Genomic DNA, 23363 nt, shown 5'->3' with positions numbered 1-23363 from the left:
GGCGTAAAATGCATGCCGTTGAGCGATTGACATGCCGTCAGTAAGAATGAATAATTACTAAGAAATCATGCATATACTCATAAGAAAGATGGGAGATTGGTCGAACGTTTTCCCATCGATGTAGAAGGAATTCTGCATCAATGTCGGCCCTTGTTCCTTCCTACCGACCCCCGTCGCATCCGTACCACGGCATCGAAGCTCCGATACCGTATCCGGGATGCATGCACGATAGCCCGGGCTGTGTCGGGTCGAAAGGAAGGAGGCTGCATGAAGCAACGAGTACGGGGGCTGCTCGCCCCAACGCTCGCGTGCGCACTCGCGTTTGGGGGTTTCGTCGGCGCCGCGCCCGCGGCGTACGCCGCCGAGGGAAACCTGGCGCTCGGCAAGACCGCCATCGCCGACAGCGAGGAAGCGCCCTCCGTCGCCGCGAAGTTCGCGGTCGACGGCAACACCACCGATAAGAGCTCCCGCTGGGGCAGCGGCGTGGACAGCAGCCACGGCGCGCACTGGCTGTACGTAGACCTCGGAAGCGATCAGACGGTCTCTTCCGTCAAGGCGTTCTGGGAGAGCCGTAAGGCGACGGGCTTCAAGGTCCAGGTCCTGGCAGACAAGGATGCGAAGGGCGACGACGCGTCCGCCTGGGGCTGGAAGGACGTCTACGAGACGGATGAGCGCCCGGCATCCACGGAGAGCACGATCAATTTCGATGCGGTCGAGGCGCGCTACGTGCGCCTGTACGTGACCGGCTTCACGTCCGACGACCCGGACGGCAAGGTTGACACCTATCCCACCGTCTCGCTGTTCGAGTTCGAGGTCTATGCGGACAAGCAGGAGGAGGCTGCGCCCGAGACCGGCGAGAAGGCCCAGAACCTGGCGCTCGGCCGCCCGACCAAGGCGAGCGCGGACTACGACAACGCCGACGGCGCCCGAGCCGTCGACGGCAAGAAGAAGGACGGCAAGGCCGATCGCTGGAGGACCGAGGAGGCGCCCACCCAGTGGCTGTACGTCGACCTGGGGTCCTCGCAGAGCATCGCGTACCTCGAGGCGATGTGGGAGAACGCGGAGAACCGCGCCGCCGACTTCAACATCTACGTGTCCGAGAGCACCGATGATTGGGGCAAGCCCGTGCACGCCGTCACGGGCAACAAGGACGCCGTGAGCAAGATCGAGCTCGCGTCTCCGGTCACCGGCCGTTACGTCAAGCTCGAGGTCACGAAGGTTGAGGGCTGGCAGGCCGTCTCCTGCATGGAGTTCGAGGTGTGGAACAAGGTTCCGGAGGCCCCTGCGAAGCAGCCGGCCGACTACCTGGACGATATCGTCGTGGACCCCGTCACCGCGGAGACCAAGGCCCTGTCCTACACGCTGCCCAAGGCACCCGAGGGGTACAGCATCGCCTATAACGGCACCGACTACGAGCAGGTCATCGACCTGGACGGCACCATCTACCGTCCGATCTCCGACGTGACGGTGAAGGCGTCGTTCAAGATCGTCAACGATTCCGACAACACCGACTACGCGTTCAAGGAGTTCGACGTGGCGGTGCCCGGCAGCCTTACGGCCGCCGAGGGCGCCAACGCGGCCCCGCGCATCCTGCCCGAGCTGCGCGAGTGGGTCGGCGGGACCGGCTCGTTCGCCGCCACGGCCGCCAAGCGCGCCGTCTACGCGGACGACTCCCTCAAGGTCATGGCGGAGGACTTCGCTGCGGACTTCGCGACCGTGACCGGCGTCAAGCTCGATGTCGTCAAGGGCACTGCCGCGACGTCCGGCGACATCTTCTTCGGCCTCTCCGACGACGCCTCCCGCGGCCTCAAGGACGAGGGCTACCTCGTTGAGGCACTGGGCGACAAGGTCGTCGTCATCGCCGAGGAGGTCGCCGGTGCCAACTGGGGCGCCAAGACCATCCTGCAGGGCATGAAGACGGGCGAGGGTTCCTTCCCCGTGGGCACCGCGCGCGACTACCCGCTCTACAGGGTGCGCGGACTCATCCTCGACGTGGGCCGCAAGACCTTCACGCTCGACTGGCTCAAGCAGATGACCGAGCAGATGGCCTGGTTCAAGCTGAACGACTTCCAGATCCACCTGAACGACAACCTCATCCCGCTCGAGCACTACACCAACAACGGCGAGGACGCGATGCAGGCCTACTCCGGCTTCCGCCTCGAGTCCGACATCAAGAAGGGCGGCGCCAACCAGGCCGACCTCACCTCCACCGACGTGTGGTACAGCAAGGCGGACTTCAAGGAGTACATCGAGCGCTCCGCCGCGCTCGGCGTGAACATCATCCCCGAGATCGACACCCCGGCCCACTCCCTGGCGTTCACCAAGGTCCGTCCCGACCTGCGCTACGGCACCGACGGCCGCCAGAACGACCATCTCGATCTGCGCGGCGAGAAGTTCGGCCAGAGCCTCGAGTTCGTCCAGAGCATCTTCGATGAGTACCTGACCGGCGGCGAGGACGCGGTCTTCGCCGGCACCGACGTGATCCACATCGGCGCGGACGAGTACAACGTCGGCTCCAAGGAGGAGTCGGGCCCGCTGTACCGCAAGTTCGTCAACGAGATGTTCGACTACGCGCGCGAGAACGGCAAGACGCCGCGCGTCTGGGGCTCCCTGTCCCAGTACACCCAGGGCGACGCCATCCATGTGGACGGCGAGGACGGCACCCGCGCCCAGATCAACCTCTGGAACTGGGGCTACGCCAACATGGACAAGATGTACGAGATGGGCTTCGACCTCATCGACTGCAACGACGGCCACTTCTACATCGTGCCCAACGCCGGCTACTACTACGACTACCTGAACGACAACGTCGTCTACACCGACCCGCTGAACAGCATCGACAAGGTTACCATCCCGGCGGGCGACCCGCAGGTCATCGGCGGCGCCTTCGCGGTGTGGAACGATATGACCGACTACCTGGAGAACGGCATCACCGAGTACGACGTGTACGACCGCATCACCGCGGCGGCGGGCCTCTTCGGCGCCAACTCCTGGGGCCGCGGTGCGCTGAACACCGCCGACGCCAAGGCGCTCTCGCAGGAGCTCGGCGACGAGCCCAGCACCAACTTCGGCTACGAGGTCTCCGTCTCCGATTCCGGCCAGATCGCCCAGTGGAACATGGACGACATGTCCGACGCATCCGGCATGGGCCGCGACCTCGCCGAGGGCAAGAACGCCAGGCTCGAGCAGGTGGACGGCCGCAGCGCCCTCAAGTTCGACGGCGATGAGTCCTACGCTTCCGTCGCCGACGACGCCCTCTCCACCGCAGGTCTGGGCAACGACCTGCGCGTCAAGGTGAAGCGCACGAGCGCCTCCACCGATCCCCAGGTGCTCTTCGAGTCCGCGTACGGCCAGATCATGGCCGTCCAGGAGGGAACCGGCAAGGTCGGGTTCACCCGTGAGAACCACCGGTTCTCCTTCGCCTACGAGCTGCCCGTCGACGAATGGGTCGAGCTCGAGTTCAAGAACACGATGACCGAGACGCAGCTCTACGTGAACGGCGAGCTCGTCGACACCCTGGGCGACGGCGACAAGGCCGCGGAGGGCAAGGCCCTCAAGGCCACGACGATGCTGCCGCTGGCACGCATCGGCTCCAAGACGCAGGCGTTTCGCGGCTACGTGGACGACGTCCGCGTCTCGACCGATGCCGAGTTCGCCTCCACCATGGAGCTCGACTACGCGGTCCTTACCGCCGAGAGCATGCTCGCCGTGCAGGACGTCCCCGGCCTGCGCGATCTGCTCGATGCGGCGTACGACCTGTTCCGCGATGCCGACCCGAGCGCCGAGGCCGTATCCGAGCTGGCCGCTCAGATTCGCGGCAAGCTGGCGGGCGAGGACGGCAAGCCCGGCTACGAGGTGGCGGATTACTGCCGCATCGACGCGTACGCCCAGCTGCAGGGCGACGAGGCCACCGCAGCGCTCGCAGAGCTCTTCACCGAGGAGTCGGTCGCTCGCGTGCAGGCCGCCTGGGCCCAGGTGCGCGAGGACCTGCCCGCGAGCATGCAGTCCACGGTCGACGGCTACGAGGCCGCCATCGTGAGGGCGCTGGACGCCCTCGAGCTGAAGAAGGGCGGCGACCTCAGCTTCGTCGATCCCGCCCTGCTTGCGGCGACCGCATCCGATTTCCAGGCCGACGGCTCGGATCCCAAGAACGTGCTCGACGGCAACCCCAACACGATGTGGCACAGCAAGTGGGACATCACCTCGGGCGAGCACTGGCTCAACCTCGAGGCGAAGGAATCCATGAGCGTCGAGGGCATCGTGTACACCCCGCGCCAGACCGGCACCAACGGCAACATCCAGACGTACCGCATCGAGGTCTCCCGTGACGGCAAGACCTTCGAGAAGATCGCCGAGGGCGACCTCAAGGTGAGCGGCACCGAGCCGATCACCATCGCCTTCGACCGCCAGGACGACGTCAAGGCCGTCAAGCTCGTGTGGGTCAAGGGCGCCAACGGCAACGCCGCGGCGGCGGAGCTCCGCCTGCTCGACGCGGCCGCCGCCCCCAACTACGAGGCCCTGCAGCAGCTCGTCGACGTCGCCGAGGGCGTGAAGCAGGACGGCTCCTGCGATCACGACCGCTTCAGCGACGAGACCTGGTCCGCCTTCCAGTCTCAGGTCAAGAAGGCCGAGGACTGCCTGGCTAAGCAGGACGGCGACGTCAACTCCGCGTACGCCCTGCGCGGCGAGCTGGCCGCATCCATGATGGCGCTGCGCCTCGAGGGCGCTCCGGTCGATCCCGATCCCGAGCCCGAGGGAAAGACCTTCACCGTCACCATCGACGACCGCGTTCCCGGCCATGAGGACATCGTCCTGAAGGTCAAAGAGGGCGAGAAGGTTCCCGCCCAGGCCGACCCGGAGCTTTCCGGTTGGAAGTTCGAGGGCTGGTTCACCGACGGCCACGAGGGCGGCTGGACCGCGAAGTGGAGCTTCGATGACCCCGTGACCTCCGACCTCGTGCTCACGGCCAAGTGGAGCCGCGCCGAGGTCCCGGGCGGCGGCACCGATGAGCCCACCCAGAAGCCCGAGGATCCGAGCGCCAAGCCCGGCAAGCCCGGCACGGACGGCTCGCTCGTCCAGACCGGCGATGACAGCCTCGCCATCGTCGGCGGCGTCGCCGCGGCGGCCGTGGTCGCCCTCTGCGCGGGCGTGGCCCTTCGCCGCCGCAGCGCCAAGTAGCCGTTTAGGCTCACAGGTCGCGCGGCTGTAAACCGTATAGTCCAGAAGGAGGATGAATGAACCGAACCGTTACGAAGATTCGCGCGGTCTGGTCGTTCATCCTCTGCGTTCTAACCCTGTGCGGCGTGGCGGCCTTCGGTGCCGTCACGCCCGCTTGGGCAGCAGAGGATGGATACCAGATCTACCCGACCCCGCATGAGGCCTCGTACGCCGCGGGCGCGCAGACGCTTCGCGGCGAAGCGAACGTCGTGCTCGAGGACGGCGTCGATGCGGATACCGCGGCCCGCCTCGACGAGGTCCTCGCCCTCAAGGGGATGAAGGCGAAGCAGTCCGACAAGCTCGGCGGAGCGCGCTCCACCAACATCCTGGTGGGCGTGAAGGGCTCCGGCGGCGTCGTCGACACGATGGTCGAGGAGCTCGTGAAGTCCGGTACCCTCGCCATCACCGAGGGTCTGTTCGACAAGACCGATGCCTACGTGCTCGCGTCGCTGCCCGCAACCGGCGACACGCCCGACCGCGTGATCGTCCTGGGCGCCAGCACCGATGCGGCGTACTACGGCCTCACCACGCTGTACCAGATCCTGCAGCAGACCGAGGGCGCGGAGCTTCGCGCCTTCACCGTGTGCGATTACGCGGACGTCATCACGCGCGGCTTCATCGAGGGCTACTACGGCAACCCGTGGAGCACCGAGGACCGCGTGAACCTCATGATGTGGGGCGGCTACTACAAGCTGAACGCCTACGTGTACGCCCCGAAGGACGATCCCAAGCACAACGCCCAGTGGCGCACCCTCTACACCGAGGAGGAGCTCACCGAGAAGATCGACCCGCTGGCAAAGGCCGGCAACGAGTCGAAGTGCCGCTTCGTCTACGCGCTGCACCCCTTCATGAGCAACCCCATCACCGACGCGAACTACGATGCGTCCGTAGAGGTTCTGAAGGCGAAGTTCACGCAGGTCATGGACCACGGTGTCCGCCAGATCGCCATCCTGGCCGACGATGCGGCCGACCAGGGCTCCGACCTGTACATCAAGCTGTGCGAGGACATGACGGAATGGGTCCGCGAGCAGCAGCGGGCCACCAACGAGGACGGTTCGCTCAAGTACCCCGGCCTCAAGGACACGATCATCTTCTGCCCCGTGGCCTATTACGGCCAGGGCGAGGCATGGTATCAGGACCTTCCCGATACCATCCAGGTCGTCAACACCGGTGGCCGCATCTGGGGCAAGATCGACAGCCAGTTTGCCACCACGTTCCAGAACAACTCCGGCGTCGCACCCTTCATGTGGATCAACTGGCCCTGCTCCGATAACGATAAGGACGCCCTGCACATGGGCGGCCACAACAACTTCCTGGGCGCCGACCTCAAGCCGGGCCAGGTCGAGGGCGTCGTGCTCAACCCCATGCAGCAGTCCGAGCCGTCCAAGCAGGCGATCTTCATGAACGCCGACTTCACGTGGAACCTGTGGACGTCCACCGAGCACGCCGACGCCGCGTGGGACGATTCCTTCACGTACGTGGACCACAACTCTCCGGTCGCAACCGCCGGCTCCGATGCGCTCAAGGCCCTCTCCGGCCATGCGCTCCGCATGTACGGCGGCGGCGCGACCTGGGAGAACGGCGAGTCTGCCGATATCAAGGATGCGCTGGCCGACTTCCGCGCCAAGCTCGCCGCGGGCACGGTCACCGCAGGCGATGTGGATAGCATGACCGCGATCTTCACCGAGCTGAAGGAGACCGCCGCGTCCTACCGCGCGTCTGCGGGCAACAAGGATATGCTCGAGCAGATCAGCTCCTGGGTCGACGCGATGGAGGAGCAGTCCGAGGCTGCCCTTCTCGAGCTCGAGGCCGTCAAGGCCGACCTGGCGGGCGACAAGTCCACGCTGATCGCCAAGTACTCCGCGGGCACCGCAAAGCTCGACGATGCCAACAACCATGGCTATCTCTACATCGACCACACCGAGTACGCCCGCATCGGCAAGGCGCACATCGTGCCCACGATCAACGCGCTCGATACCTACGTAGCCGAGCGCGCCGAGCTGGCCTCCAACCCCGACGCGAACTTCACCAAGTTCGTGACGAGCCGTACCGACAGCCCGTCTGCCGACATGGACGTCCTGTTCGACGGCAAAGCTAGCACCGGCCTGAGCTACAAGGACCCGGCGGCCATCGCCGAGGGCACGTTCTTCGGCGTGGAGAAGACCAACGCGTTCGACCTCGATCGCTTCACGGTCACCTACGATGCCGGCCACCTCAACGATACGCTGCGCACGGGCAAGCTGCAGGTCCTGCGTGAGACCGAAGGCGGCCGCGCATGGGTCGATGTGGAGGGCGCGACGCTCGACAACAACCGCGAGCAGGTCGTCGACTTCAAGGGCCTGGGCCAGACAGACGTCTTCGGCGTCCGCCTGATCGCCACGGCCGCCAACGAGGGAGCCTGCTGGCTCACCATCAACGAGGTCGAGATCAACAAGGTCGACGGTCCCGCTTCCGAGTCCGCGGCGTATTTCGGTACGGTCGCGGTTGAGAACCAGGTGAGCGCCGATTCTGGCAAGCCCTTGGGCAACGCGTCCGACGGCGAGGACGGCACCGAGGCGTGGCTCACGCATGGCGTCGGCGACCAGAAGGACGACGGCACCGAGGCCGGTGCGGCCGTCATCGTCACGTTCGACGGCGTGAAGTCCATCGATGCGATCGTCTTCAAGCAGGCCATCTCCAACAACGGCGGCGACGCCATCGATGACGGCACCGCCTACTACCAGACGGCTGACGGCCAGTGGCATGAGGCCGGTTCGATCAACAACAAGACCGCGCAGGCCATCAAGCTGGGCAAGACCGTCGAGGCCAAGGCCGTCAAGGTCGTCAACAACACCCGCAAGAACATCTGGTGGCGCGTTGCGGACCTGTACGCCACCGTTGGCGAGGAGGCTACGGCCGCCAAGACCATCTCGACCAACATGCCCCAGTACCAGGGCAACGCGATCGCGCGCGCCATCGACGGCGACGAGACCACGCAGTTCTGGAGCAGCCGCGCTACGCAGCAGGGCGATTGGGTCATGATGACCCTCGGCGGCACGGTCAAGATCGACACCGTCCGCGTTCTGCAGGGCGCGAGCGACAAGTTCTCGTCCGCTTCGGTGTACTACACCGTCGATGAGACCCCCGATGCCGAGGGCGGCGCCTGGACCAAGGCATGCGACCTCTCCGGTTCTGCCGACGAGACCAAGAACTTCGCAACCGTCGAGGCGACGGCCATCAAGCTCGTATCCAACAGCGGCACCTCCAACTGGTTCCAGCTGTACGAGCTCGAGGCCTACGAACGCTACACGTTCAGCGCCGACAGCATCTATTCCACGTTCGAGCTTCCGGATGCCGGCCTCAAGGGTCGCGTGACGACCGATGGCGCCTCCACGACCGACGCCACGGTGAAGCTGCCCGCAAGCGGCGACGTCGTCGCCGTCGACCTGGGCGGCATCCGCCGCGAGGTCACGGTTGCCGCCGGCGAGACCGCTGCCACCAAGGCGGACGCGGTCTACTCCATGAACGGTATCGAGTGGAAGCCCCTCGGTTCCGAGGCCGTGAGCGCACGCTATGTGGGCTACAGGGCCAACGCCGACGGCGCCACCGTCGCATTCGAGGGCTATGAGGCCGCATTCCTGGACTCCCTGGCGCCGAAGCTGGTCTCCAGCGACGTTCCCGGCTCCGATAGCTTCGATGTGGCGAAGGTCTTCGATGGCAACATCGGCACCAACTCCACCATCGCCGGCTACCCGAGCGAGGGCGACACGGTCGTCTTCGATCTTGGCCAGGAGCGCACCATCAACACCTTCGAGTACTTCATTCCCGAGACCAGCAAGGACTTCATCCGCAACGGCGTGATCGAGGTCGCAAGCGATCCCAACGCTGCCGATGGCCAGTGGACCCAGGTCCTCGACATCAACAGCGAGGATATCGTCGAGGACGCGTTCAACGACGACACCGCGAAGAGCGCCCCGTGGCTCACGCACTCCAGCGAGGTCCCCGGCAACATGACCGCCAAGGCGGAGAACCTCGACGCCACTGGTCGCTACCTGCGCATCCGCTTCACCGGTACCTACAGTCACCGCTGGATCTGCCTGGGCGAGCTGCGCATCAACAAGGGCGCGTACGTCTCCACCTATGCGGGCGGCGACTTCGAGAGCACCGTCGCCGAGCAGCGCGACATGCTGCCCAGCAACATGATCGACAAGAATCTCGAGAGCCAGTGGGCGCCCTCCGGCGACACCGCGGGCACCCTGACCTATCACGTCTCCACCCCGCTGAAGGCCGATGGCACCGCCTATGAGGGCGTCCGCATCATTTCTCGCGGCAACCCCAGCGGCGCGACCGTCAAGGCCGTCCTCTACACGGACGGTTCCTACAGCGCGACCGAGACCGTGACCCTCGGCACGCTCGATCAGAACTCTCAGGAGTTCCGCTTCGGCAACGTGATCGCCGCAACCCGTGCCGCCGTCAACTTCACCGCGGTGAAGGACGTCGTCATCGAGTGGCCCGCGGGCATCGCGCCCCAGATCTCCGAGATCTACCTCTTGGGCAAGGCCGCCGGTGCAAGCACCGATAGCATCGCCGCTCTGCGCGGCGCGCTCGATGCGGCCAAGAAGGCCGACACCTCCACGTGGACCGCTGACAGCAAGGCCGCGCTCGACACGGCGGTCGCCGCTGCCGAGGGGGCTTTGGCGAACGAGTCCGCGATCACGGCGGACGCCGCCGCCTCGCTGAAGGCCGGTCTGGAGAACGCCGTGGCCAACAAGGTCGTCCGCTACGCCGGAGGCGAGCTCTCCGAGCTCGTGGAGGGCGCCATCCAGGACGGCTCCGCGTACACCAAGACCACGTGGGACGCGTACAGCCAGGCTCTGGCCGCCGCGACCGAGGCCTTGAAGGATGCGGACAACATCTCCGAGACGCAGGGCGAGGAGCTCGCGGCCAACCTCAAGGCTGCTCGCGAGAACCTGGTCTTCGATGCCACCGCTGCCGATCGCGCGGCGCTGGTGCTCGAGGATGCAAAAGAGCTGAAGTGGGGCGAGGGTGACTTCACCACGACTTCCAAGGCTTCCTATGATGAGACCCTGAGCGCCCTGCAGAAGCTGGTCGATGACGGCGTGAAGGATCCCGCGCAGCTCAATGCTGCGATGGACAACCTGTTCGCCGCCCGCGACGGTCTCGTCGACGTGTCGGCGCTCCTCGCTGCCCAGGCGGAGTTCGAGGGCATTTCCGAGGGCGCGTACACGCCTGATTCCTACGCGCAGTACAAGGCCGCCTACGAGGCGTCCAAGAAGCTGCTCGAGGACGGCACCGCCGAGCAGATCGCCGAGGCTGCCCAGAACCTCGCCGACGCTCAGGCAAAGCTCGTCGCCGTCGATCTCGATGGCGTCCTGGCGGATGCGAAGAAGCTCGACGAGGATGACTACACCTCCGACAGCTGGAAGGCCCTCGACGCCGCCATCAAGGCGGCCGAGGCCGAGCATGAGGATAGCGAGAACGGCAAGCTTGCCCAGGCTATCGTCGATGCGCGCGCCCAGCTCGTGAACGTGGTCGCCCTGAAAGACGCTATCGCTCGCGCCGAAGCCATCGACACCTCGGTCTACACCGATCAGAGCGTCGCCGCGCTGAAGGACGCCGTCGCCGCAGGCAAGGCGCTCCTCAAGAGCGGCACCGCCGATGAGGTCGAGGCGGCTCGCGCCGATATCCTCGCGGAGATCGATGGCCTCACCCGTCCCTCCACGCCTGGCGATGGCGGCTCGGGTGACACCGGCAACACCGGCAACGCCGGTAACGCCGGCGGCTCCAACAAGCCCGGCAGCACCGGCAAGCCCGGTACGGGCGGAACGCTCGCCCAGACCGGCGACAACACGCTGGCCGTCGTGGGCGGCGTCGCCGCGGTCGCCGTGATCGCCATCGTCGCGGGCGTGATCGTGCGCCGCCGCAGCAGGTAAGTGCGCATCGGGACGGTTCGCATATGACCGAAAGGACCCCGGCAGCTTGACGGCTGCCGGGGTCCTTTGCGTGCCTTGCGGATATGTCGGCGTGCGGTGCCGCGTCCTTACTTGCGGCGGCGCTTCAGGCCCGCGATGAGCGCTCCGGCGCCGGCGAGCGAGGTCGCGAGGATGCCCGCCAGGGCGGCGTCGCCCGTCTTGGGCAGGTCGTCCTTGTCCTGCTTTGCGGGCTTCTCGCTCTCTTCGGGCTTCGGGTCGGGATCCTTGGACGCCTCCTGCTTGGTTCCGGGCTTGCGGGCCTCCAGGAAGGCCTCGTTCGCATCGGACAGGCGCTGGCTCATGTCCTCGATCTCGTGCTGCGTCACGCTTCCGGCCTGTGCCTTCTCGAGCATCGTCGCGGCCTCGTCGAGCGCGTCGGCGAGCGCGGAGCGGATGTCGGCGGTGACCCAGTGGGCCGAGGTGGGCACGTCCGTGCCGTCGACGCTCACCTGGGCCGAGGCGAGCGTCTCGGTCCCGGTCGCCACGAGCTTGGTGAGCTCGGCGATCTGCTCTGCGGCCGCCCCATCGAAGTAGCCGTCCGGGAGGACGTAGCCGTACGCCTTGATGCAGGGGTTGTCGGCCTCGACGCCGTTCGCTTCGGCGGCCTCGGAGACGAGCGCGAAGTCGGCCCAGGACGCCTCCCCGGTCTCCTCATCCTCGGAGAACAGGAAGCTCTCGCCCTCGTTGACCACGGCGTTCGCGTAGTAGCTGGGCAGTGCGCGCTCGGCGGTCGTCTCCGCCATCTTCTCGGCGAGCCCGTAGATCTCGTCGTGCACCTCGTCCGTGTCGACCCAGGCCATCGCCTGCTCCCACGCCGTGTCCTCGTCGAGGCCCTGGGCGATGAGCTCGTCGCGCTTGTCGTAGAGGTACTGGTCGCGGATGGCGCGGTAGTGCACGCCCACGTAGTAGTCGTAGTACCTTTGGCGCATCGCCTCGCGCCCGGCCATGCCGGTCCCCACCTCCCAGGATGCGCGGTAGATTCCGTTTTGGTCCTGTTGGGTTATCACGACGGAGAAGCGCTGCCCGCCCTCGACGATGAGCGAGTCGTCCTCGAGTTCGACGGTGTGGTAGCCGCCCCACCCGAAGTCGCGCTTGACGGTGCGGACGAGCTCGCCGTCATCGGGAAGCGCCGCATCGTCGTCGAGCAGGTACACCTCGAAGGTGACCTCCGTGCCGGGGGCGGTCGTCTCGCATCCCAGCGTGCTGATCATCTCGCCGTTCTCGTCGGCCGTGAACACGTTCGCGACGCGCACCTCCGACTCGCTCCGGACCGTCTGGATATCGCCCGACGGCATGTAGTCGTACTGGTGGTTGTAGTACCCCTCGTCTGTGCTCTCGATCGACTCGACCTTGAAGTCGAACGCCTGGGGGTCCGAGATCGTGGGGTCGTCGTAGGAGAGGTAGAAGTAGCCCGAGCCGTCCGTGCCCCAGCCGTCCGGCGTGCCGTTGGGGAACTCGCCGGTCGAGCCCCAGCTGTTCTTGACGATCCAGGCGCCGTCGCGCTGGGGACGGTGCGCTTCGTTCACCTCGCCGGTTTCGGGGTCGGGGTTGCCGAAGTTCTCGCGGGAGTAGGTGTCGTCCCAGCCGACGATGGTGACCGCGTGGTTGGCGCCCGCGTCGTAGTAGGTGTAGTGCGCCCACGTGCCGGTCTCGTTATCACCCGGGTTCATGAAGCCGGTCTCGCTGATCTGACCGGGCTGCGAGTTGTCCGCACTGAAGCCGATGCACACGGCGCGACCAGCGTAGAGCTGTTCCTTGATGGCCTCGTTGGCCGTATCGACTGCGTCCCAGTTCTCGTTGAGGGCGTAGGTGCCGGGGGAGGGGAGCTGCACGGACTCTTCGAGCTCGAGGGCCTGCTCGAAGCGCTGCTCCTCGTCGACGCTCCAGTCGTCGTCGGCGCTGTGGCAGTAGTCGATCTCGTTGCCCTCGGCGTCCTTTATGGTCTGGATGATGCCCTGCTTGCCGCGGTAGGGGACGCTCTGCTCGGTGGTGGGGCCGATGCCGGAGGAGAAGAGCGACGAGCCGTACAGCGCGAAGCCGCCCGAGTTGAGCACGTCGCTGTCGTCGAGCAGGGAGATGAGGCCCTCGCCGGCCTGCCCGTCGGCGTCATCGTTCTCGGGCAGCGCATGGTAGGTGAACCAGGCGAGCTGGCGCTCGGAGAGGTCCGTGAGGGCCTCGGGCACCTCGATGCCCTTGGCGCTGGCCTCGGACAGGATGCTCGTCTCGGATGCGGCGACCACGCCGAACGCCCAGCAGGTGCCCCACGGGTTCTGGAACTTCACGGGCGTGACGGTGTCGCCGTAGATGTCGTTGTCGCGCAGGTCGAAGGCGGCGGGCAGCGCCGCGCCGCTGCGGGCGAGCGAGGTGGGCGACGCGCTCCAGGCGAAGGGGTCGCCTCCCGAGACGATGCTCTCGACGGTGGGGACGTAGTCGGGCGAGATGCGCTGGGCGAGCGTCTCGGCCCCTGCCGCAGCCAGGGTGCCGAGGACGCCCGCGAGCAGGACGGCGGATGCGGCGGCCCATCCCATATAGCTCCCGGGCTTGCGCCCGGACGAATAGATGCTCATGGTCCCCCCCCGTTCGTCTCGCGCCGGCTCGCGCTGGAGCGGGCACGTGTGCAGCCAGATATACTTACGGTATCGCGTGCGGTGCCGATGCAGGGCGGGTATCCCACGATGGGAATGAATGATAGCGATACGGTAACGAATGCCGGGGGCACGGACGGCGACAGGCGAGGTGCCGCTGCCGGCGAATCATGGTCTTCGGGCCCCGGGCCACGTCCCCGGCCGTGCGTGCGGTATGGCGTGCGTGTTTCTGCCCTGTAACGGTTCGCTGCCGCGCTGGGCGGCTTTAAGTACTCCACTAAACTAAAGCGACTTCCGGGCATCGGCGTCGAAGGGGCGCGTGCCCGGGCACGGCCGCACGAGAGGGGAGCATCCGCAGATGACCGCCGCACCATGGGGATTCCGAGACATACTGCCCGACCAGGCGCAGGCGCGCGAGGACATCGCGCAGGCGGTGCGGGAGCATCTCAAGGGCAGCGGCTACCGACCCATCGAGACGCCGCTGCTCGAAGACCAGGCGGGCCTCTATGCGGGCGGCCGTGCGGCCGACACGCCGTTTCGCCTCTTCGATGACGACGGCCGCTTTTTGGTCGTCCGCCCCGACAACACCCTGCCCATCGTTCGCATCGTGCGCGCACGCATGGCTGCGGGAGACCTTCCGCTGCGCTTGCGCTACGAGGCGCCCGTCGTGCGCGCCGCCGCGCGCGACGCCGGCGCCACGCGCCAGTTCACGCAGCTCGGCTTCGAGCTGATCGGCGTGAGCGCGCAACAAGGCGATGCGGAGGCGGTCCGTCTCGTGGCGGGCGCGCTCGCGAAGCTCGGCGTGCCCGGATGGCGGATCGTGTGCGGCAGCGTCCGTCCGTTCCGCGCCCTGCTGGAGGCATGCGGCGATGCCGAGCTCGCCGAGCGGGCGCTGGCAGACGTGCACGCCAACGACTTCGTGGACCTGGACGCGCATGCGGCCGCGGCCGACCTGCCCGAGTCCATGCGCCGCGCGATCTGCGCCCTGCCGCGCGTCGCGGGCGGCGTCGAGGCGCTCGACCGGGTCGATGCGCTGCTGGAGGAGGCGGGCGTGGACGATTCGGCCACGGCCGAGCTGCGCGCGCTGCACGCAGACGCGTGCTCGGACCCGGCGATGGGCGGCGCGCTCTCCTTCGACTTCTCGCTCATGGGGTCCTTCGATTACTACACGGGCCTCGTCTTCAAGGCGTATGCGGCCGGCGCGTCCGACCCGGTGGGTTCCGGCGGCAGGTACGACCGCGTGTTCGACGGCGCTCTCGGCGCCCGGGGCGTCCCCGCAGCGGGTTTCGCCTTCTCACTCGAGCGCCTTGAGCGCGCGCTGGGCGAGGCGGGCGGCCCCGTATCCGTCGGGGCCGAGCCGGCCTCCGCCGCGGCTGCCGCCGCATCCGCTTCCGCTTCCGCGCGGCGACCCTTGCGCATCGCGGTCCCCAAGGGGTCGCTCAAGGAGGGCACCGTGCGCGCGCTCGAGGGTGCCGGCTTCGACGCCTCGGCGTTCGTCGACGCGGGGCGCCACCTCATCGTGGGGGCGCCCGACCGCGCGGCGGCCGGCACCGCGGGCGACCTGGGGACCCTCGAGCTCGTGATCGTGCGCGCCCAGGACGCCCCCGCCTTCGTGGCCTGCGGCGGGGCCGATTGCGGCATCTGCGGCCGGGACTCGCTCATCGAGGCGGGGCTCGACGTCCTGCAGCTCGCCGACCTGGGGTTCGGCGGCTGCCGCTTCATCGAGGCGGAGCCCGCCGCGAGCGTCCGCGCGCAGCGTGCGGAGCGCTCCTACGCCCGCACCGGGGTGCTGCGCGTCGCCACGAAGTACCCGCGCATCGCCCGCGCCTGGTACGAGCGCCGGGGCGTCAACGCCGAGATCGTTTCCCTGCACGGCAACATCGAGCTCGGGCCGATCGTGGGCATGGCCGACCGCATCGTGGACATCACCGCCACGGGCACGACCTTGCGCGAGAACGATCTGGTCGTGACGGGGGAGCTGATGGAGTGCACCGCGCGGCTCTTCGTCAACCCGGGGCGCGCCCGCACCGACGCGCGCGTGCGCGAGCTCGTGCGCCGACTCATCGCAACAGGAGAGGAGTGATGGCCATGAGGACCATCTCGCTGGCGCCCGGAGAGCGCCTCGTCATCGACCAGCTCAGCCGCAAGGGCGTGCTTCCCGCCCGTATCCAGGAGGCCGCCCGCGACATCGTGGACGCGGTCCGCGCGGGCGGCGATGTCGCCCTGCGCCGCTTCTGCCGGGAATTCGACGGCGTGGACCTGGAGAGCTTCCATGTGCCCGCCGAGCGCGTCGACGCGGCGCTCGAGGCGATCGATGCCGCCTTCGTCGCCGCACTCGAGAAGGCCGTTTCCCAGATCCGCGCCTTCCACGAGCGCGAGGTCGCGCAGTCGTGGTTCACGACGCGCGAAGACGGCACGATGCTCGGCGTGAAGGTGACGCCGCTCGCCGCGGCGGGCATCTACGTGCCGGGCGGTCGCGCCCAGTACCCCTCCACGGTGCTCATGAACGCCATCCCCGCGAAGGTCGCCGGGGTGGAGCGCGTGGTGATGGTGACGCCCCCGCAGCGCGACGGCCTCATCTCCGCCGTCACGCTCGCGGCGGCCAAGGTGGCCGGTGTGGACGAGATCTACCTGGTGGGCGGCGCGCAGGCGGTCGCCGCGCTCGCCTACGGCACGGAGTCCATCCCCCGCGTCGAGAAGATCACGGGTCCGGGCAACGCCTACGTGGCGGCGGCCAAGCAGGTGGTCTCGGGCGATGTGGGCATCGACATGGTGGCCGGCCTCTCCGAGGTGTGCGTGCTGGCGGACGTCACCGCGAACCCCATGGTGGTCGCGGCCGACCTCATGGCCCAGGCCGAGCACGACCCGCTGGCGGCGTGCTACCTCGTCACCTGCGACGCGGATTTCGCGCGCGAGGTCGAGGCGGCCGTGGAGCAGCTCTGCGCGCAGAGCCCCCGTGCCGACATCACCCGCGCGTCCCTCGAGAACGAGGGCACGGTCGTGATCGCGGCGGACATGGACGCCGCCGTGGGCGCCGTGAACACGGTTGCACCGGAGCACCTCGAGCTGCACTGCGCCGATGCGCTCGGCCTTCTGGGCAAGATCCGCAACGCGGGCGCCATCTTCGTGGGTGCCTGGAGCTCCGAGCCGCTGGGCGATTACGTCGCGGGCCCCAACCACACCCTGCCGACCGGCGGCACGGCGACGTTTTCCAGCCCGCTGTCGGTCGAGGACTTCGTCAAGCGTTCCTCCGTGGTGTGCTACACGCCTGCCGGTCTTATGGCCGATGCGCCCGCGACGCAGCGCATGGCCTGCGCTGAAGGGCTGTGGGCGCACGGCCTCTCGGTGGGCCTGCGCCGTCGCTCGCTCGAGCTGGGCGAGGCGGCGGTGAGCGCCACGGGGCTTGCCGACGTGGACCTGGGGAAGATCGCGTGGCCGGTCGACGACGCGGCGACGGTCGTTGCCGGCGCCCGTCCGTGCGGGGAGGTGGGCTAGCGTGGCGCGCCTGTCCGATCGCGTACGGGCCCTCGTCCAGCCGCACCTGGCCGACATCGAGCCGTACGACCCCAGCTTCACGCCCTGCCGCATCAACCTCTCCGCGAACGAGAACACCTACCCTGTGCCCGACGGGGTACGCGAGCGGGTGGACGCCGCCCTGGCGTCCACGCCGCTCAACCGCTACCCCGACCCGATGTCGCATGCCCTGCGCGCCGAGATCGCCGCGCGGCACGGGGTCGCGCCCGCATGCGTCTGCGTGGGCAACGGCGGCGACGAGCTGCTCTACAACTACCTGCTCGCCTTCGGCGGGCGCGCGTCCCAGCTGCTCGTCTGCCCTCCGTGCTTCTCGGAGTACGAGTTTTTCGCCTCGCTCGCCCAGACGCCGGTCCGCCGCGCGGGCCGCGACCCGCGCACGTTCGAGCTGGACGAAGAGGCGGTGCTCGCATCGGCGCACTGGTCGAAGCTCACGGTGGTCACCTCGCCCAACAACCCGACGGGAGGCCTCGTCCCGCTGTCCTTCGTGGAGCGCCTGTGCCACGTGTGCCGCGGCCTGGTGATGGTGGACGAGGCCTATATCGAGTTCGCGGGCGAGGACGCCTCGGCCGCCCAGCTGCTCGACCGCCATCCCAACCTGGTCGTGCTGCGCACGCTGTCCAAGGCGTTCGGCGCCGCGGGGATCCGTTGCGGCTACGTGCTGGCGGCTCCCGATGTGATCGAGGCGTTCGCCGCGGTGCGCCAGATCTACTCGGTGAACGTGCTGAGCCAGGCGGCGGCGCTCGCGCTCGTGGAGTCCCGCGCGGAGTTCGCGCCGGTCGTGGAGCGCATCGTCGCCGAGCGGGAGCGTATGTTCGCCGCACTCTCCGCCGACCCGCGCGTGAAGGTGTGGCCCAGCCGCGCGAACTTCCTGCTCGTCCGCATGCCGATGGCGAGCCGTATCCGCGAGCGGCTGCGCGACGAGTACTCTATGCTGGTGCGTGACTTCTCCTATGCGCCCGGGCTCGAGGGGTGCCTGCGCATCACGGTCGGGACGCCGGAGGAAAACGACGAGGTCCTGGCGGCGCTGTCCGCGCTGCTGGACGAGGAGGCGTGAGAGATGACCGTGTACCGCAAGCCCGCGACCGTCGTCGCGGCGGTGGCCCCATCCGGCAAGGCGTCGACCGAGGAGGGCTCCGCGCCCGCGCGCCGCGCGCGCGTGACCCGCACGACCGGGGAGACCGACATCGCGATCGACCTGAACCTGGACGGCGCAGGTGCCTGCGACATCGAGACCGGGGTGCCCTTCTTCGACCACATGCTCAACGCGTTCGGCCGTCACGGGCTGTTCGACCTCACGGTCCGCGCCGTCGGCGACACCGAGGTCGACGCGCACCACACCGTGGAGGACACGGGCATCGTCCTGGGCCAGGCGTTCGCGCAGGCCTTGGGCGACAAGGCGGGCATCGGCCGCTTCGCCGACGCGGCGATCCCCATGGACGAGACCCTCGTCATGGCGGCGGTGGACATCTCCGGGCGCGGACAGGCCTACTGCGACCTGCCGGTTCCCACCGAGCGCGTGGGCACCTTCGACACCGAGCTCGCGGTGGAGTTCTTCTACGCGTTCGCGCGCGACGCCGGCGTGACGCTGCACGTGCGCGAGCTGGCGGGCGGCAATTCCCATCACATCATCGAGGCGGCCTTCAAGGCCGCGGGTCGCGCGATGCGCCGTGCCTGCGAGCACGATCCGCGCGTGGCGGGCGTGCCCTCCACGAAGGGCGCGCTCTAAGACAGGGCTCGGTTCCGTCCGGCGCGTTGCGTGCGACGAGGCGGGCGGGCCGGGGATGAACGAGGTGCACGCCCCCGCCCGCCGTGCGCGGGCCGGGGATGCGAGCGGAAGGGAGCGGACGTCCATGGCGGCTTCGCCCAAGATCGTCGTGATCGACTACCACAAGGGCAACCTCTCGAGCGTCGCCCGCGGGCTTGCCCGCGCGGGCGCCGCGGTCGAGGTCTCGGACGACCCCGCCGCCCTCACGCGCGCGGACGGCATCGTGCTGCCCGGCGTGGGGTCGTTTGCCGACGCCATCGCCTATATGGCGGAAAGCGGCCAGGCCGCCGCGGTCGTCGAGGCGGTCGCGGGCGGAGAGGGCACGCCCTTTCTGGGCATCTGCCTGGGGTTGCAGCTGCTGTTCGAGCGCGGAGACGAGGGCGTATCCCCGGATGCCCCGGTATCGTGCGCGCTCGACGCGCGCGGCGGCGGCCTGGGGCCGGGTGCGGCGTTCGAGGCGGACGGCTCGCGCTGGGTGCGCGGCCTCGGCGTGCTTCCGGGCAGCTGCACGCGCCTCGTCTCGTCCCGCCTGAAGGTGCCGCACGTGGGCTGGGACCAGGTGCACCTTACCGAGGCGGGCCGGGTATGCCCGCTGCTCGAGGGCTTCGCCGAGGGCGCCAACGTGTTCTTCACGCATTCCTATGCGCTCGATGGCGACGTCGAGCCCGCCGACGTCGCCGGCGTGACGCACTACGCCCGCAACTTCGCCTCGGCGGTCTGGCGCGGCAACGTGTTCGGCTGCCAGTTCCACCCCGAGAAGTCCTCCGCCCACGGGCACCTCATCCTGGAGAACTTCGTCCGCATCTGCTCGTAAGGGGAGCATGCTGCGGGACGCCTCCGCCGCGCGCCCGTCGGCGGCCTTCCGGTCCGGGCTTGCCGCCCGTCCCGCGCCTCCGGCCGTCCGGCCCGTGCGCGCCGACCTTTCGGTCCACGTCCACCGTCCGTCCAGCGGTCTGGGATGCGTTGCCGTATCGGGCCGCTCGGGTTCGCGCCCGGGCAGCGCCCCTGCGCCGCCTGCCCGTCTCTTCCTCTCTATCCGTTACGAAGGAGGTATCCCCTTGATCCTGTTTCCCGCCATCGACCTCATCGACGGCAAGGTCGTGCGCCTCGAGCGGGGCGACCGGAGCCGCATGACGGTCTACTCGGACGACCCCGTCGCCGTGGCGCGCTCGTTTGCCGACGCCGGCGCGCGCTGGGTGCACGTGGTCGACTTGTCCGCAGCGTTCGGGGAGGACGAGCCCGCCCGTGCGGCCAACCTGCGCGCCATCCGGGCGATCTGCGGCATCGAGGGCCTGTCGGTTGACGCGGGCGGCGGCGTGCGGTCGCTCGCCCGCATCGATGAGCTTGCAGCCGCCGGTGCCGCCCGCATCGCGCTCGGCACCGTGCTCGTGACCGAACCCGGGTTCGCCGAGGTGGCCGCCCGCGGCTTCGGCGAGCTGCTCGTCGCCGACATCGCCGCGCGCGAGGGCCTGGTCAAGGTCAACGGTTGGCGCGACGGGGTGCAACGCGAGGCGCTCGACCTCGTCGCCGAGCTTGCGGCGCTGGGGTTCAAGCACCTCGTGTTCACCGATATCGCCCGCGACGGCATGCAGACGGGCATCGACGTGGGCGCCTACCGCGCCATCGCCCGGACCGCCGGCTTTCCCGTTGTCGCCTCGGGCGGCATCTCGACGCTCGACGATATCCGCCGGCTCGCGGCCGCCGGCGACGGCGTCATCGAGGGCGCCATCACCGGCCGCGCGCTCTACGAGGGGTCCTTCGCGCTGGAGGACGCGCTGGCGGCGGCGGAAGGGAGGGGGTAGCCCATGCTCGCGAAACGCGTCATCCCTTGCCTGGACGTGCGCGACGGCCGCGTGGTGAAGGGCGTCAACTTCGTCGCCCTGCGCGATGCGGGCGATCCGATCGAGCTCGCGTCCGCTTACGACCGGGCCGGCGCCGACGAGGTCGTGTTCCTCGACATCACCGCCACGAGCGACAACCGGGCCACGACGATCGACATGGCCGCGCACGCAGCCGCCGAGCTCGCGATTCCCTACACCGTGGGCGGCGGGTTCCGCGATCTGGCGGGCATGCGCGCCATGGTGGCGGCGGGTGCCGACAAGGTCTCGGTGAATTCCGCCGCCGTGCGCGACCCCGAGCTCATCTCGCAGGCCGCCGGTGCGTTCGGTAGCCAGGCCGTGGTGGTGGCGATCGACGCCAAGCGCGTGGGCGAGCCGGGCGCGCCGGGCGCCGACCGCTGGGAGGTCTATCTCGCCGGCGGTCGCACGCCCACGGGCATCGACGCGGTCGCCTGGGCGGAGGAGGCGGCGCGGCGGGGCGCGGGCGAGATCCTGCTCACGAGCATGGATCGCGACGGCACCAAGGAGGGCTTCGATCTGGCGCTCACCCGCGCGGTGGCGCGCGCCGTGTCCATTCCCGTGATCGCGTCGGGCGGCGTGGGCACGCTCGAGCACTTCGCCGAGGGCGTGCTCGATGGCGAGGCCGACGCGGTGCTCGCCGCGAGCGTCTTTCACTTCGGCACCTATTCGATCCGCCAGGTCAAGGAATACATGGCGGCCCAGGGCATTCCCGTGAGATTGGATTTCGCATGAGCATCGACGAGCTTTCCTTCGACGGGCGGGGCCTCGTCCCCTGCGTGGTGCAGCAGCACGACACCGGGGAGGTGCTCATGGTGGCGTGGATGAACGCCGAGTCGTTGCGCCTCACGCTCGAGACGGGCACGACCTGGTTCTGGAGCCGCAGCCGCCAAGAGCTTTGGAACAAGGGGGCGACGAGCGGCAACATGCAGAGGCTCGTGTCGATCGCGGCCGACTGCGACGGCGACACGCTGCTCGCGCGCGTCGATTCGCCCGGGCCGGCGTGCCACACGGGCAGCCGGAGCTGCTTTTTCAACACGGTCGAGGCGTAAGGGCGGCTGCGGGCCGTCGGGATGAGGCAAGGAGATACCGCCATGGGAGTCAGAACGGAACACGTGCAGCCCGGGAATATCGGAGCGACCCTCGAGGGGCTCGCGGGGACCATTCGCGGCCGCCGCGACGCCGACCCGCAGCAGAGCTACACCGCGCGCCTGCTTGCGGGCGAGGAGGACAGCCTGCTCAAGAAGGTCGTCGAGGAGGCGGGCGAGGTCGTGATGGCCTGCAAGGACGACGATCATGAGCACATCCGCTACGAGGCGGGCGATCTGATCTACCACCTGCTCGTGGTGCTGGAGCGCTATGGGGTGGGGCTCGACGAGCTCGCCGGCGAGCTCGACGCGCGCATGCATTAAGCGGCGGGAGCTGCGCCCGTGCCAAAAGGGACGTACCCTTTTGGCACGCCGGGCGGGATCGCCGTCCGGCGGCGAAAGGTTCGCACGGGGAGTCAATCGAGCCCGATCGTCTCCCAGCTGCCGTCGGCGTGCGGTACGTCGAACGTGCGGTAGCCGCAGCTGTGGGCGTAACGCTGCGCCTCGCGGATTCCCCAGCATATGTCGACGGCGCGGTGCGCGTCCGACCCGAACGTGATGGGGACGCCGGCGCGCGCGAAACGCTCGAGCAGCCCGCGGGCGGGGTAGTAGCCGCCGACGCTCTTGCGCAGTCCGGCGGTCGAGACCTCGATGCGCCTGCCCGTGTCGCGCGCGCAGGCGGCCATCTGGTCCCAGAGGGGCTCGAGGGGCGACGTCGGCGCAAGGCCCTCATTCCTGAACCGCTCGGCGAGGTCGGGATGGGCCATCACGTCGAAGGCGAGCGGGCTTTCGCAGGCACGGCACCAGGTGTCGACGTAGGTGGCCCGCACGCCGTCGGCGCCCAGCTCGTGCCAGACGTGCATGTTCTCGGAGTAGTCGATCCAGCCGGACCCGGAGCCCGGCGCCCCCGCGGGCGCGACGGCCTCGGTTCCAGGGGTGCCTGCTGCACCGCCGCGGATACATCCGGGATCCCCGATCCAGTGCACGCTGCCCAGGCGCACGGCCGCCCCGGCGGACCAGCGGTCGACGAGCGGCTCGCACCCCGGATACCAGTCGCATTCGAAGCCGTAGACGAACTCGAGGTCGGGTGCGATATGCGCGGCGAGCTCACGCGCGGCCTCGAACGCCTCGCGATGGAGCCGCAGCTCGGACTCACGCACCTGGCATTCGCAGTCTGGATCCATGCTGGCCGGAAGCGTGAGGTGGTCGGTGGAGACGAGCACGCGGCAACCGGCCGCCGAAGCGGCGCGGACGTTCTCCTCAAAGGTGGAGGCGCCATCAGAGAAGCTCGTGTGCGTATGGCAGTCCACGATGGGCGACGCGTGCATGGGTCCTCGCATTCCGGA

Annotated in this window: 13 protein-coding genes; 11 read left to right on the top strand and 2 right to left on the bottom strand. The window is 68.6% G+C overall.

Annotated features, from left to right (window positions below):
* Positions 1-267 precede the first annotated feature (267 nt).
* The gene (locus BQ7355_RS01520) at positions 268-5178 is read left to right on the top strand and encodes a discoidin domain-containing protein (protein WP_083581391.1); all 4911 of its coding nucleotides are present in this window, start codon (positions 268-270) and stop codon (positions 5176-5178) included.
* Positions 5179-5234: 56 nt separating this feature from the next.
* The gene (locus tag BQ7355_RS01515; protein WP_072414604.1) at positions 5235-11150 is read left to right on the top strand and encodes a beta-N-acetylglucosaminidase domain-containing protein; all 5916 of its coding nucleotides are present in this window, start codon (positions 5235-5237) and stop codon (positions 11148-11150) included.
* 107 nt (positions 11151-11257) lie between these two features.
* Here the strand turns inward: BQ7355_RS01515 and BQ7355_RS01510 are convergent, their stop codons facing one another.
* Positions 11258-13756 (bottom strand): lectin like domain-containing protein, encoded by a 2499-nt coding sequence (locus BQ7355_RS01510; protein WP_072414603.1) that lies wholly within the window; start codon positions 13754-13756, stop codon positions 11258-11260.
* 376 nt (positions 13757-14132) lie between these two features.
* On the opposite strand from BQ7355_RS01510, the gene hisG reads away from it, so the two are divergent.
* The 9 genes from hisG to hisE all read left to right on the top strand — a co-directional run bounded on the left by hisG (position 14133) and on the right by hisE (position 22341).
* Complete coding sequence (gene hisG, locus BQ7355_RS01505) at positions 14133-15857, top strand: ATP phosphoribosyltransferase (protein ID WP_072414602.1); 1725 nt, start codon at positions 14133-14135, stop codon at positions 15855-15857.
* Positions 15858-15862: 5 nt separating this feature from the next.
* Entirely contained in the window at positions 15863-17269 is a 1407-nt protein-coding gene (hisD, locus tag BQ7355_RS01500) for a histidinol dehydrogenase (protein ID WP_072414726.1), read from the top strand.
* A gap of 1 nt (position 17270) precedes the next feature.
* Positions 17271-18362 carry a histidinol-phosphate transaminase gene (gene hisC / locus BQ7355_RS01495; RefSeq protein ID WP_072414601.1) on the top strand — a complete coding sequence of 364 codons (1092 nt, stop codon included), beginning with the start codon at positions 17271-17273 and terminating at the stop codon, positions 18360-18362.
* 3 nt (positions 18363-18365) lie between these two features.
* Positions 18366-19034 (top strand): imidazoleglycerol-phosphate dehydratase HisB, encoded by a 669-nt coding sequence (gene hisB / locus BQ7355_RS01490; protein WP_072414600.1) that lies wholly within the window; start codon positions 18366-18368, stop codon positions 19032-19034.
* A 124-nt stretch (positions 19035-19158) separates the two neighbouring features.
* Positions 19159-19887: an imidazole glycerol phosphate synthase subunit HisH gene (locus BQ7355_RS01485; RefSeq protein ID WP_072414599.1), complete on the top strand. Its 729-nt coding sequence runs from the start codon at positions 19159-19161 to the stop codon at positions 19885-19887.
* Positions 19888-20131: 244 nt separating this feature from the next.
* Positions 20132-20875: a 1-(5-phosphoribosyl)-5-[(5-phosphoribosylamino)methylideneamino]imidazole-4-carboxamide isomerase gene (locus BQ7355_RS01480; RefSeq protein ID WP_072414598.1), complete on the top strand. Its 744-nt coding sequence runs from the start codon at positions 20132-20134 to the stop codon at positions 20873-20875.
* Positions 20876-20878: 3 nt separating this feature from the next.
* Positions 20879-21664 carry an imidazole glycerol phosphate synthase subunit HisF gene (hisF, locus tag BQ7355_RS01475; protein WP_072414597.1) on the top strand — a complete coding sequence of 262 codons (786 nt, stop codon included), beginning with the start codon at positions 20879-20881 and terminating at the stop codon, positions 21662-21664.
* Complete coding sequence (hisI, locus tag BQ7355_RS08925) at positions 21661-21981, top strand: phosphoribosyl-AMP cyclohydrolase (protein ID WP_083581389.1); 321 nt, start codon at positions 21661-21663, stop codon at positions 21979-21981. The genes hisF and hisI overlap by 4 nt, the downstream gene beginning before the upstream one ends.
* Positions 21982-22023: 42 nt before the next feature.
* Positions 22024-22341, top strand: coding sequence for a phosphoribosyl-ATP diphosphatase (gene hisE / locus BQ7355_RS08920; RefSeq protein WP_083581386.1), 318 nt, complete (start codon positions 22024-22026; stop codon positions 22339-22341).
* A gap of 92 nt (positions 22342-22433) precedes the next feature.
* Here the strand turns inward: hisE and BQ7355_RS01465 are convergent, their stop codons facing one another.
* Positions 22434-23357 carry a PHP domain-containing protein gene (locus BQ7355_RS01465; protein ID WP_240307283.1) on the bottom strand — a complete coding sequence of 308 codons (924 nt, stop codon included), beginning with the start codon at positions 23355-23357 and terminating at the stop codon, positions 22434-22436.
* Positions 23358-23363 lie beyond the last annotated feature (6 nt).

The sequence above is a fragment of the Collinsella phocaeensis genome, assembly GCF_900119895.1.
Classification (GTDB): domain Bacteria; phylum Actinomycetota; class Coriobacteriia; order Coriobacteriales; family Coriobacteriaceae; genus Collinsella; species Collinsella phocaeensis.
Note: the sequence above shows the minus strand (reverse complement) of the source record. Positions and strands in the feature narration are given on the sequence as shown.

Bases quoted from the DNA above. Each gene is read 5' to 3' on its own strand.
- BQ7355_RS01520 (WP_083581391.1), top strand. From the start codon at position 268: ATGAAGCAACGAGTACGGGGGCTGCTCGCCCCAACGCTCGCGTGCGCA.
- BQ7355_RS01515 (WP_072414604.1), top strand. From the start codon at position 5,235: ATGAACCGAACCGTTACGAAGATTCGCGCGGTCTGGTCGTTCATCCTC.
- BQ7355_RS01510 (WP_072414603.1), bottom strand. From the start codon at position 13,756: ATGAGCATCTATTCGTCCGGGCGCAAGCCCGGGAGCTATATGGGATGG.
- hisG (WP_072414602.1), top strand. From the start codon at position 14,133: ATGACCGCCGCACCATGGGGATTCCGAGACATACTGCCCGACCAGGCG.
- hisD (WP_072414726.1), top strand. From the start codon at position 15,863: ATGAGGACCATCTCGCTGGCGCCCGGAGAGCGCCTCGTCATCGACCAG.
- hisB (WP_072414600.1), top strand. From the start codon at position 18,366: ATGACCGTGTACCGCAAGCCCGCGACCGTCGTCGCGGCGGTGGCCCCA.
- BQ7355_RS01485 (WP_072414599.1), top strand. From the start codon at position 19,159: ATGGCGGCTTCGCCCAAGATCGTCGTGATCGACTACCACAAGGGCAAC.
- hisF (WP_072414597.1), top strand. From the start codon at position 20,879: ATGCTCGCGAAACGCGTCATCCCTTGCCTGGACGTGCGCGACGGCCGC.
- hisI (WP_083581389.1), top strand. From the start codon at position 21,661: ATGAGCATCGACGAGCTTTCCTTCGACGGGCGGGGCCTCGTCCCCTGC.
- hisE (WP_083581386.1), top strand. From the start codon at position 22,024: ATGGGAGTCAGAACGGAACACGTGCAGCCCGGGAATATCGGAGCGACC.
- BQ7355_RS01465 (WP_240307283.1), bottom strand. From the start codon at position 23,357: ATGCGAGGACCCATGCACGCGTCGCCCATCGTGGACTGCCATACGCAC.